The following is a 12,262-nucleotide window of genomic DNA, read 5'->3' on the forward strand; positions in this document are numbered from 1 at the left end:
CGCCATATTGTTCAGATCGATTGCCGTCTGAGACGCAGGTGGGGACTCAAGCCTTGAAGACAAAGAGCTATGCATTGGGATTGGCGCTTGCTCTTTCGTTGCCTTGGCTTGCTTATGCCGAAGACCCCGCTCCTGGGCCGGCCAATACCACCATCGACCTGAAATACTGGGTGGAATTCGCAAACCAGGGCAATCCAGCCGCGCAATACGGTCTCGGCTATCGCTATGCCAACGGCCAGGGCGTGGAAAGGGACGATGCCCAAGCGGTCGATTGGTATCGGAAATCGGCCGACCAGGGCAATGTGCAGGCGCAGTACGCGCTAGCCTATATGTATGCAACCGGTCGCGGCGTCGATGTCGATCTGAAACAGGCGAACGACTGGTATCTGATGGCGGCGCAGCGGGGCAATGCCGACGCTCAATATGTCATCGGCTACTCCCACGCCAATGGCCAGGGCATGGATGTCGATAACGAAGGCGCCGTCACCTGGTACCAGAAATCCGCTGCCCAAAGCCAGGCGCAGGCCCAATATGCACTCGGTTACATGTATGCCAACGGCCTCGGTGTCCATGAAGACAAAGCCATCGCGCTGGGCTGGTATCGCAAGGCGGCCGATCAGGGCCGTTCCGACGCTCAATACGCTGTCGGCTACATGTACGACAATGGCCAAGGAACGGAAGAAGATCAGAAACAGGCCGTTGCCTGGTATAAAAGAGCGGGCGATCAGGGGAGCGTGGAGGGCCAGTATGCCGTCGGCTATTGCTATGCCAATGGCAGGGGTGTCGAGCAGGACGATGCCGAAGCCTATTCCTGGTACATGAAAGCAGCCGAAGGGGGCCGCGCCGATGCGCAATATGCCGTCGGCTATAGCCTTGCGAACGGAACGGGTGTCGCCCGGGACTATAGAGAGGCGCTTCAATGGTATCGCAAGGCTGCCGATCAGGGGCGCCCCGACGCCCAATATGCCATCGGCTATCTCTACGCCAACGGCCAGGGCGTAAAGGTCGACGACGGAACTGCGGTGAAGTGGTACCGCAGGGCCGCCGCACAGGGCGGCGCGCAGGGCGAATACGCTCTTGCCTACATGTACGCGGGCGGTCGCGGCGTCGCGAAGGACAACGGCAAGGCGTTCGAATGGTACGGGAAGGCTGCCGGTCAAGGGCATGCGGACGCGCAATACGCCCTGGGCTACCTGTATGACAACGGCCAGGGGACAAAGCCGGACAAGGCGGCGGCGGCAAGCTGGTATCGCAAGGCGGCTGACCAGAACAATGCACAGGGTCAGTACGCCCTCGCCTATCTTTATTATCAGGGCGCCGGCGTAACCAAGGACTACGGACAGGCCGCCAACCTGTTTCGCAAGGCCGCCGGTCAGGGCGACGCCCGTGCGCAATATGGTCTTGGATATATGTACTATAACGGCTATGGCGTACCGAAGGACTCCAAAATTGCCGCCGATTGGTTCAACAAGGCGGCGGCGAAAGGATTGCCGGAAGCGCAGCACGGCCTCGGCTACATGGAAGCCAATGGCGAGGGCCCGATCAAGGACCTCGGGCCATTGGGACAGGGAGCCGCCGGAAAGAAGGGCGCCGGCGACATGACGGGCTGGATCATATTTCACTTGCTGATGGCGCTCTTGCCCTGACGGTCGCGGGAGCTTGCCATCTTGACGGAACGGATTTTCGACTGAGGGGTAGATCGTGAATTGGAAGCAGGGGGCCGCGGGTTTGCTCTTCGCGCTGGCGTCGATGGGGACGGCGCATGCCGATGTCGGGCGGAACAGCTATGATCGTGGAGACTTCAAGACCGGCGCGGACTACTGGCGCCCCTTGGCAAACAAGGGCAACGTCGCGGCCCAGCTGAAACTCGGGCAAATGTACGAGCAAGGCAGCGGCGTCGAGAAAAACTACACATTGGCGCTCAGCTGGTACAAGAAGGCCGCCGATCAGGGCAATGCCGAAGCGCAGTTCAACGTCGGCACCATGTACGATCAGGGCGAAGGCGTCGCCGCTGACAAGGGCCAGGCCGTTCTCTGGTACAAGAAGGCGGCTGCGCAGGGCTACCTCAATGCGCAATATAATCTCGGCGTCGTCTACGACACGGGCGAAGGCCTTCTCAAGGATAAGCCGCAGGCTTTTGCCTGGTACGGCAAGGCCGCCGAACAGGGCGACAAGGATGCGCAATTCAATGTCGGCACCATGTACGACCAGGGCGACGGCACCGACAAGGACAAGCGCAAGGCCGCAATGTGGTATCTCAAGGCCGCCGAACAGGGTAAGGTCGAGGCGCAGTACAATCTCGGCATCATGTATCGCGACGGCGAGGGTGTCGCAAAGGACGGCGCGACGGCCCTCTCCTGGTTCAAAAAGGCGGCCGATCAGGGAGATCCCAGCGCCCAGTTCAACGTCGGCGCGATGTACGCCGATGGCGACGGGGTGAAACAGGACGACGGCCAGGCCATCGCATGGTTCCTCAAGGCCGCGGCGCAGAACGATGTCGAAGCCGAATACAATCTCGGCGTCATGTTCCGCGACGGCGAAGGCGCCGCCAAGAACGGCCCTCAGGCGATCTATTGGTTCGAGCGGGCGGCGGCGCATCGCTATGCCGATGCCGCCCACAATCTCGGCATGATGTACCGCGACGGCGACGGCGTAGCGTCGGATTCCGCCAAGGCGCTGGAATGGTTCCGCAAGGCAAAGCGGCTGGGCTATGAGGGCAACCCCGACGAGAATGAACGCTCGAGCGAGCAAAGCATCCCAATATGAGCTGACCGGACAGGTCGAGCGCTACTCACAGCTTGCCGCTCTCCAGCGAATCGCCGCAAAGCGTGCTAATTCCTGCAACTTGAAGTGCGTAAGGCCTATGCCTGATTGCCGCAAAGCGCATTGAACTGGGGGAATTTATGAGTTTTGCCGCTTCCGACCGCCAGATGGCCTCCCTTCCGCCTCGCCATTTCTGGAGGAGGCTCGGTGCCTATGCGATCGATATCATCATCTTCCAGATCGCTTTCGCGCTCCTGTTTCTCGTAATATCGGCGGTGACCCCATGGGACCTGACCTTGCCGTTTCTTTTGAAGCAACAATGCGAGGAGACCACGGCGGGACCACTCATTCCGAAAGTCGAGGCCGAATGGCCCCTGCAGCCCGGCGAGACGAGAAGTAATCAACAGTGCCGCATATCCTGGCTGGGCAGCAAGGGATACACCGTCTTCGTTTCAGCCGTTGTCTCGCAGCATGGATCGACCACGGTGAAGCGTGCCTTTTCCGTGCCGGTCGACGGCAACGGCAATCCGATCGATCCGAATATAACCGTGAGGCCGAGTTCCAGCATCGTGCTGCTGCTCCTTCCGTTCGCCTTCGCCTATTGCTCAACCCGCGGCAGGCGGACGCCAGGCAAGCGGGTGACATCGCTGCGGGTAACGACGGTTGAAAACGGCGCCCTGCCCTTCGGGCTCGCCGCCAAGCGCGAAATGCTCAAGTTTCTGCCATTGATCCTGCTGGCAGTCTTCAATCTGGCCAGCCTGTTCCTGTCGCGCCTGTATTTGCCTCCGATCGAAGAGATGATCCAGCAGGCGCGAGACATCAACCTCCTCAGCGCCAGCGGCTTCCTGGCCGTGACCGCGGCTTTGGCGCCGCTTCTGTTGGTGTTCGCGTTCATCTGGTGGCTCTTTCCGTTGATCATATGGCGCGGCCAGACTTTCTATGACCGCTTCTGCGACACAATGGTCGTCAAGGATTGAACGTCACAAAGTGGGGATTGCCTTGGCGCAGGAAGAGATGGAAGAGTAACGCCACGCCGGGCCTCAATTGCCGCTTCTTCTCTTCGAGGATAGATCGCCGTGAACCTGAAATATCCCATGTCCCCCTTACCGCTCCTGCTGCCGCTTCGCATGGCTTTGCTTGCCGCGGCCGTCGTCCTGCCGCTTTCGCCACTACCCATGACCGCAACGCCGGCCGAAGCCGCGCCCGGCTCGTGCTGGTCGCTGCTGCAGAGCAAGTTCGGCCCGCAGATCGAGAAATCGGTGAACGAGGCCGATCCGTGCAAGAAGCTGCCGGGTGTCGATCACAAGGACAAGTTCGAGGTGAAGTCGCTCGACGTCTGCGACGCTCCGAACGGCGGCGTCCAGATCAACGCCACCGCCGAAATGGCCTGCAAGTCGCATGGGGTCATCAAGACGACGATCAAAGGTGAGCTGGACGCCTCCATGACGGTCGATGTCGGCGCCTGCCACATCACCGACCTGCGCGTCGGCGTCAACGGACCCATCGGCGAGTTGATATCCTCCGTCGGCGGCCTGCAGGATCTGGCGCGCGGCTTTGCCCAGGCCAAGATTTCGGAAATCTGCGGAAAGTAACAGAAGGGCCGACCGCTTTCGTCGGCCCTTGCCAGCAAGAATAGCGAGTCTGTTCAGGTTTGCATCACGCTATCGGCCTGCCCGGCGTCCTTGCCGCCAAACCGAATTCCCTTTTTCTCGAAGCCGAAGCCGGCAAACAGCGCCACGACGATGGCCACGATGCAAGCGACGATCAGCAGCGCCAGGGCATAGTCGCCGTTCCACTGCTTCGCCAATCCCGCCTGGATCGAGGCATTGCCCGACGCCAGCAGATTGCCGAGCTGATAGGCAAATCCCGGGAACGTGCCGCGTACCTCGTCGGGCGACAATTCGTTGAGATGCACGGGGACGATGCCCCAGGCGCCCTGCACGAAAAGCTGCATCAGGAAAGCACCGATCGCGAGCATGACCGGTCCGTGCCCATAGACCCAGAGCGGTGCAACGGGGATCGCCAGAAGCGCGGCGATGACGATGGCGCGCCGACGGCCGATACGCTGCGACAACACGCCAAACGACAAACCGCCGACGATGGCGCCGATATTGTAGACGATGGCGATGGCGCCGACCGTATAGGAATCATATTGCCGCTGGCTTTCGAGGAAGGTTGGATAGAGATCCTGTGTGCCGTGGCTGAAGAAGTTGAATGCGGTCATCAGAAGCACCGCCCAGATGAAGAGTGGAATATTCTCGCGCAACACGGTGAGGAATGGCCGCCGGGGTTTGGATTGTCGCTGCAGGAAGGCGGGTGATTCCTGCACGTTGCGCCTGATGTAGAGTACCAGCAGCGCTGGCACTGCTCCCACCATGAACATGCCGCGCCAGCCGATGATCGGAAACAGCAGGAAGAAAACAATCGAGGCGAGCAGATAGCCGGAAGGATAACCGGCCTGCAGGATGCCGGACACGAGGCCGCGTGAATCCTCCGGTATGGTCTCCATGACCAGCGATGCGCCGACGCCCCATTCACCGCCCATGGCGATGCCGAAAAGGGCGCGCAGGACCAGGAACATCGTCAATCCGGTCGAAAAGCCGGTCAGGAACTCGAACACCGAATAAAGCAGCACGTCCACCATAAGGGTGGTACGCCGGCCGTAACGATCCGCCGCAAGGCCGAAGATCAACGCGCCGAGCGGCCGCATGGCAAGCGTGAGAAAGATGGCGACGGCAACCGCCGGAACGTCCGTGTGAAATTCTTCGGCTATGTGCTTGAGAACGAAAACCAATATGAAGAAATCGAAAGCATCCAGCGTCCAGCCAAGATAGGCTGCGATGACGGTGTTTCGTTGCTGGGGGACAAGGAACGTAAGCTATCCAATGCGGTCATCATGATCCTCCGACCGGATGGCGGCGGCGAGGCGGGTAATACCGGATGCCGTCGAAGCTAGGGGAACCCGGCGCTGGCCGGGCATGTCGACGTTTGCTGTGGTTCCTCCTTTGGCGCCAGTGAGGATTGCGCTGCGCGGACTTCAGGATCGGCGATAACGCACCGGCCGCCCTTGGGTTGTAACATATTTGACATCTCCGGCGAATGGAAAAATCCGTCATTCTGTTTCCCTTTTGTACTCTTTGCCCCTTCACAACAGTGCGATCTCTCGCCATATTCGCCCCCATGGCCAAATCACCGAAAAAATCCCCCGCCCCGACCGGTTTCGAAGAGGCGCCGCAGGCACCGTTCGAAGGTGCGCCGCTCAGCGGCAGCGTCGCGGACTGGGTGAAGCAGCTCGAAGCGGATGCGGAATCCTCGGCCGTCGAGACCCAACGCGAGATTGCTTCGAAGGCCGGCAAGCACCGCAAGAAGGTGGAAATCGCCGCTTCGAAATCGGCGCGCGGCACCTCGATGGGTGGCTCGACCGACCCGAAGACTCGCGCCGCCGCCGGTCTCAACCCGGTGTCGGGCATGGATACGACGCTGGAGGAGGCCGCCAACGCCGGCACGGCCGTTACCGCGACGGTCGAGGCGCTGTCGAAACTCATCGAAAGCGGCAATCCGCTATTCAAGGACGGCAAGCTATGGACGCCGCACCGCCCTGCCCGGCCGGCCAAATCCGAAGGCGGCATCAAGATCCGCATGGACTCGGAATACCAGCCCGCCGGCGACCAGCCAACCGCCATCCGCGACCTCGTCGAAGGCCTGGACAATGGCGACCGTAGCCAGGTGCTACTCGGCGTTACCGGGTCCGGCAAGACCTTCACCATGGCAAAGGTCATCGAGGCGACGCAGCGCCCCGCCGTCATCCTTGCGCCGAACAAGACGCTAGCAGCCCAGCTTTATTCCGAGTTCAAGAACTTCTTCCCGGACAATGCGGTCGAGTATTTCGTCTCCTACTACGACTATTACCAGCCGGAAGCCTATGTGCCGCGCTCGGACACCTTCATCGAGAAGGAAAGCTCGATCAACGAACAGATCGACCGCATGCGCCACTCCGCGACACGTTCGCTGCTGGAGCGGGACGACTGCATCATCGTCGCCTCGGTCTCCTGCATCTACGGTATCGGTTCGGTCGAAACCTATACGGCCATGACCTTCCAGATGAATGTCGGCGACCGGCTGGATCAGCGCCAGCTCCTCGCCGACCTCGTGGCGCAGCAATACAAGCGCCGCGACATGGATTTCATCCGCGGCTCCTTCCGCGTTCGCGGCGACACGATCGAGATTTTCCCCGCCCACTTGGAGGATGCCGCCTGGCGCATCTCCATGTTCGGCGACGAGATCGACTCCATCACCGAATTCGACCCCCTGACAGGACAGAAGACCGGCGATCTGAAATCGGTGAAGATCTACGCCAATTCGCACTATGTCACGCCGCGCCCGACGCTGAACGGCGCCATCAAGGCGATTAAGGAAGAACTGAAAATCCGGCTTACCGAGCTGGAAAAGGCCGGACGCCTGCTCGAGGCACAGCGCCTGGAGCAGCGCACCCGCTACGACGTCGAAATGCTGGAGGCCACCGGCTCCTGCGCTGGCATCGAGAACTATTCGCGCTACCTGACCGGCCGCAATCCCGGCGAGCCGCCGCCGACGCTGTTCGAATATATTCCCGACAACGCATTGCTGTTCATCGACGAAAGCCACGTCTCGGTGAGCCAGATCGGCGGCATGTATCGCGGCGACTTCCGGCGCAAGGCGACGCTGGCCGAATACGGCTTCCGCCTGCCCTCCTGCATGGACAACCGTCCCTTGCGCTTCGAGGAATGGGATGCGATGCGCCCCGACACGATCGCGGTTTCGGCAACGCCGGGCGGTTGGGAAATGGAACAATCCGGCGGCGTCTTCGCCGAACAGGTCATCCGCCCCACAGGCCTGATCGACCCGCCCGTGGAAGTCCGCTCGGCCCGCACCCAGGTGGACGACGTCGTCGGCGAAATCCGCGAGACCGCCGCCAAGGGCTACCGCACTCTCTGCACCGTGCTGACCAAGCGCATGGCCGAGGATCTGACGGAATATCTGCATGAACAGGGTGTGCGTGTGCGCTACATGCACTCCGACATCGACACGCTGGAGCGCATCGAGATCATCCGCGACCTGCGCCTCGGCGCTTTCGATGTGCTCGTCGGCATCAACCTGCTGCGCGAAGGTCTCGACATTCCGGAATGTGGCTTTGTCGCCATCCTCGATGCCGACAAGGAAGGCTTCCTGCGCTCGGAAACATCGCTCGTCCAGACCATCGGCCGCGCCGCGCGTAACGTCGACGGCAAGGTCATCCTCTACGCCGACACCATCACCGGCTCGATGCAGCGGGCGATGGACGAGACCAGCCGCCGCCGCGAAAAGCAGATGGCCTACAATCTCGAGCATGGCATCACGCCGGAATCGGTCAAGGCAAAGATTTCCGATATTCTCGACAGCGTCTACGAGAAGGACCACGTTCGCGCCGATATCGGCGGCGCCTCCGGCAAGGGCTTTGCCGATGGCGGCCACCTCGTCGGCAACAACCTGCAGACCCATCTCAACGCTCTGGAAAAATCCATGCGCGATGCGGCGGCCGACCTGGACTTCGAAAAGGCGGCCCGGCTCCGCGACGAGATCAAGCGCCTCAAGGCAGTCGAGCTTGCCGCCATGGACGACCCGCTGGCCCGCGAGGAGGCCAAGAGCCTCGAGGGCGGCAAAAGTGGCCGCCCCAATCCTTCGAGGCTCCGGTCCCCTTCGACAAGCTCAGGGTCCTCCGCACCTCAGGATGAGGGCGGAGCGAGCATCGCACCAAGCAGTAGCCCTCATGGTGAGGCGGGAGCGCAGCACCCGTCGAACCCTCATTCTGAGGAGGGAGCGCAGCGACCCTCGAAGAGCTATTTCGCCAAGCCGGGCCTCGACGAAATGAAACCGGGCAGCGAGGCAGGCACACCGCTTTTCCGCAAGAACACGTTGGACGAGATGACCGTCGGCCGTACCGAGAAGCCGGTGACGGGGAAAGTACCGGACAAACCGATCACCCGCGCGAGGCCCGGCGTCGGTTCCTATGAGGATCCGGTGGACGAGAAGCAGCGCAAGGGGCGGACGAAAGGCAAGACGGGACGGCCCGGGCAATAAGGCGACGGCAGTCGTCAAAAGTCCGCCACCCGGATCTGCCGGTTTATGAGGAGCGACACCCGGCAAGCATCGAATGATGTCTTGTTGCCAAGACGATGGCTCCTACATGTCATCGCATGAGGAGAACCCACGGGATGCAGGGCGGCCGATCGCGCGTCGTTCCGGTGGGAGAGCGACAGCAACCACGGGAGAGAGACCGATGCCAGAACCTTTAGTCGTCCGTCGCGAGACCCATGTCTCGGCACCGCCCGCAGCCGTCTTCGCGCTGTTGACCGATCCCGAAAAAATCCTGCGCTGGATGGGCACGGAAGCCCGGACAGAGCCGCAGCCGGGCGGCATCTATCTCGTCAATGTCACTGGCGCCCGTGCCGCGCGCGGCACTTTCCGCGAAGTCGTGCCGGTGCACCGCCTCGCCTACAGCTTCGGCTGGGAAGGCAGCGAGGAAGTGCCGCCTGGGTCGAGCCTGGTGGAGATCGACCTGATCGAGCAACCCGACGGGACGCTGGTGCGCCTCACCCATTCGGGCCTGCCGACACAAGAGCAATGTGACGCCCACGCAAAAGGCTGGGCGCATTATCTCGACCGCATGGCCGAAGTGGCCGCGGGACGCGATCCAGGTCCGGATGCCATGCGTGGGCACGACGGCAAAAGCCAATGACGCCACGAGTGCGGCGCCATCGGACTTGATGGCCTGAAGAGCAAAGATATCACCGGCTGGCGACAGCAATTCCGCTCGCTGGAACTCGATGATCCATGCGCTCTGACGATGGTTGCGCCGGCGAGGATGACAGCCTGCAAGCGGCGTGGCATGATCGCGGTATGGATTTGCCCGCCCCCCTTGCCTGGCTGGTTGACGAAGCCGGCGCCGCGCTCAGCCCCGAACGCTTCCTGGCCGATCTGGGCGGACGTCTGCTGGCCGCCGGATTGCCTCTTACCGGCGCCGCCCTGACGCTCGCGGCGCCGCATCCGATCATCACGCAACGTACCTGGCTTTGGCGAGCCGAGACGGGTGCGGTGATCGAAGCCCTCGGCTTCGCCGGCACATCGCTCGGACAGGCCGGCCGCGACTGGCTCGGCGAACTCGGCCCGGTATGCGAAGAAACGATCGGGACCGCGCCCGGCAATTCCGTGCTCGCTTGGGCCGCAAGCAGGCCCTTCACCTCCTCCGAAACGGACAGGCTGCGTCAGGTCGCGCGCTTTGCCGCGGCACCCTTGGCAGGTCTGGCCGCTCGCGCAACCCTATCGACCCTGCTCGAAGCCTATCTCGGCCGCAGAAGTGCGGCGCGCGTGCAGGCCGGTGCGCTCAGCCGCAACAGCGGCGAAACCATCCGCGCAGCGCTGCTCTGCGCCGACCTCCGGGATTTCACGGCTCTCTCCGAAGCGGCGGAGCCGACCATCGTGATATCAGCCCTCGACGCCTGGTTCGATCGCGTCGCCGGCGCCGTGCACGCCTTCGGCGGCGAAGTGCTGAAATTCATCGGCGACGGTGTACTGGCGATCTTCCCGGTCACCGAGACGCCGGCGGAAGCCTGTGAAGCCGCGCTGCGCGCCGTCACCGCCATCCGCGCCGGCATGGCGCATCTCGACGCGACCCGGACAAACCAGGGCCTGCCGCCGCTTCCCTTCGGTGCCGCCCTGCATTTCGGCGACATGCTCTGGGGCAATATCGGCGCCGCCGACCGCCTGGACTTCACCGCCATCGGCCCCGCCGTCAATCTCGTCAGCCGATTGGAAGGCCTTTGCAGGCCGCTCGGCCGCACTGTGCTCATTTCCGGATCGGTCGCGGCGGAAACGACCACGCCGCTGCTGTCTTTGGGGGACCATGAATTGCGCGGGATTGCGGAGCCTTGCGCGGTGTTTACGGTCGCTGAGAGCTAGCACCAAGGATGGCTTAAACCAGCGTCAGCACCATCAACGCTGCAGGACATCTTCATCAAGCTCGGCTCTCACAGCGGCCTGAAAATGCGAAGCTCCGCCCGTCAACCAGAATTCTTCCGTGGTCGTGTCAAGAAACTCTGCAAAGAGTTTGGAAGCCTCCTGGCGACGAACGCCTCCAACGATCTCTACCGCTCTCGAAAGATGCCTGGGAGGAGAATTTTCCAGTCTGACGTGGGCACATCCGCCATACGCATCGGTCATAGCGAAAACAAGCCGCGTTATCGGCAAATGCATCATCGTGCCGAAACACATGATGCAAGGCTCAAGCGTCGTATAGAGCGTCAGGTCGTCGTTTCGTGAGAACGTATAATCTCCCTTGAATACCTTATGAAAGAGATTCATTTCCGCATGGTTCAAATGATTCGAGACCATGGTTTTATGAGAGCGTCCCAGAACCTGATTTCCCATGCACAGAACTGCGCCAACTGGAAACACGCCTTCACTGAGCGCGATCCTGGCTTCATCAAGTGCGAGACCCATCATGTATTCATCACTCAATTGAACCATGCAGCTCCCTCGAATCCCGTATTAAAAGTTGTGACGCCGTAAGATAGCGGCATTTGTTACAGCCGCATGACGGATTCCCGCACTTGTTTGGCGGCAAGCTCATTATATACGTCGCAATGATAACTTCGTCGGCCTGCCAGGCACCAGCTTTCCCAACCCCTTGAAATTCCCACCCTATCCTACCCGTTTCCCACCCTCGCCCAATATTACCCCTTGCCTTTTTTCACAAACCCTGTCAGGCATACAGATGCTCGGGCATTTTCATGCCGGTGACTGGACTGATTTGGTGATCCGCTTGCGGCAGGCAGCGGTTGGGTCTTCTGACCCGCGCAGACGTTCTTTCCCCGTACGTGACTTCTCGACTGGCTTTCGCATGTCGCGGAAGCAAAGCCGTCCGGGTTTATCCGGATAAACTAAGACTGATGGGTAAAGGACTATCCCCCATGGCCACCAAGGGCACCGTAAAATTCTTCAACCAGGACAAGGGTTTTGGTTTCATCACTCCTGACGGCGGCGCAAAGGACGTTTTCGTCCATATCTCCGCTCTTCAGGCTTCCGGCATCCAGTCGCTGCGCGAAGGCCAGCAGGTCACCTTCGACACCGAGCCGGATCGCATGGGCAAGGGCCCGAAGGCTGTTAACATCCAGGCTAACTAAGCCTCCGGTGACTGCCTGATCAAGGTTTCAAACGGCGCGGCGCAAACCGCGCCGTTTTTCGTTTGTGAGGATGGGCACCCTCGTCCTGAAGCAAGCTTGGCTATGCCCCTTACCGCAAGTCCCTTGTCTGCCCCGGAATATGTCTGCCCCGGAACATCCCAATATTCCGTCATCCTCGGGCTTGACCCGAGGATCCAGGCACGAGCCTCACAGCCTCCTCTGGCGAAGAGGGATCGCTCCCAAAGCGAAACCAGCACGCTCGTCGATTTAGGCGCACCAATGTGCTTGGGCGTGGATCCTCG

9 protein-coding genes and 1 pseudogene are annotated in these 12,262 nt (G+C 61.3%); 8 read left to right on the forward strand and 2 right to left on the reverse strand.

Features of this window, described 5'->3' with window-relative positions; genetic code table 11:
• The first annotated feature begins 53 nt into the window (after window positions 1-53).
• From CCGE531_RS11310 to CCGE531_RS11325, 4 genes are all read left to right on the forward strand, one after another.
• Window positions 54-1,646, forward strand: coding sequence for a tetratricopeptide repeat protein (locus tag CCGE531_RS11310; protein WP_120664243.1), 1,593 nt, complete (start codon window positions 54-56; stop codon window positions 1,644-1,646).
• A 55-nt stretch (window positions 1,647-1,701) separates the two neighbouring features.
• A complete protein-coding gene (locus CCGE531_RS11315) occupies window positions 1,702-2,766 on the forward strand; it encodes an SEL1-like repeat protein (RefSeq protein ID WP_120664244.1) in 1,065 nt (354 codons plus the stop codon).
• 137 nt (window positions 2,767-2,903) lie between these two features.
• Complete coding sequence (locus CCGE531_RS11320) at window positions 2,904-3,740, forward strand: RDD family protein (protein WP_120664245.1); 837 nt, start codon at window positions 2,904-2,906, stop codon at window positions 3,738-3,740.
• 99 nt (window positions 3,741-3,839) lie between these two features.
• Window positions 3,840-4,355 (forward strand): hypothetical protein, encoded by a 516-nt coding sequence (locus CCGE531_RS11325; RefSeq protein ID WP_120664246.1) that lies wholly within the window; start codon window positions 3,840-3,842, stop codon window positions 4,353-4,355.
• Between the two features lie 53 nt (window positions 4,356-4,408).
• Here CCGE531_RS11325 and CCGE531_RS11330 read toward each other — a convergent pair.
• A pseudogene (locus CCGE531_RS11330) lies at window positions 4,409-5,658 on the reverse strand (MFS transporter).
• A 285-nt stretch (window positions 5,659-5,943) separates the two neighbouring features.
• Here CCGE531_RS11330 and uvrB point away from each other — a divergent pair.
• The 3 genes from uvrB to CCGE531_RS11345 all read left to right on the forward strand — a co-directional run bounded on the left by uvrB (window position 5,944) and on the right by CCGE531_RS11345 (window position 10,737).
• On the forward strand, window positions 5,944-8,859 hold the full coding sequence (gene uvrB / locus CCGE531_RS11335) for an excinuclease ABC subunit UvrB (RefSeq protein WP_120664247.1): 2,916 nt from the start codon (window positions 5,944-5,946) through the stop codon (window positions 8,857-8,859).
• Between the two features lie 199 nt (window positions 8,860-9,058).
• Entirely contained in the window at window positions 9,059-9,517 is a 459-nt protein-coding gene (locus CCGE531_RS11340; RefSeq protein ID WP_120664248.1) for an SRPBCC family protein, read from the forward strand.
• Between the two features lie 161 nt (window positions 9,518-9,678).
• Complete coding sequence (locus tag CCGE531_RS11345; RefSeq protein ID WP_120666734.1) at window positions 9,679-10,737, forward strand: adenylate/guanylate cyclase domain-containing protein; 1,059 nt, start codon at window positions 9,679-9,681, stop codon at window positions 10,735-10,737.
• A 33-nt stretch (window positions 10,738-10,770) separates the two neighbouring features.
• Here the strand turns inward: CCGE531_RS11345 and CCGE531_RS11350 are convergent, their stop codons facing one another.
• The gene (locus CCGE531_RS11350; protein WP_120664249.1) at window positions 10,771-11,304 is read right to left on the reverse strand and encodes a nucleoside deaminase; all 534 of its coding nucleotides are present in this window, start codon (window positions 11,302-11,304) and stop codon (window positions 10,771-10,773) included.
• A 443-nt stretch (window positions 11,305-11,747) separates the two neighbouring features.
• Between CCGE531_RS11350 and CCGE531_RS11355 the strand changes: the two genes are divergently transcribed.
• Window positions 11,748-11,960 (forward strand): cold-shock protein, encoded by a 213-nt coding sequence (locus CCGE531_RS11355; protein WP_004109325.1) that lies wholly within the window; start codon window positions 11,748-11,750, stop codon window positions 11,958-11,960.
• Window positions 11,961-12,262 lie beyond the last annotated feature (302 nt).

Source organism: Rhizobium sp. CCGE531, assembly GCF_003627795.1.
Lineage (GTDB): Bacteria > Pseudomonadota > Alphaproteobacteria > Rhizobiales > Rhizobiaceae > Rhizobium.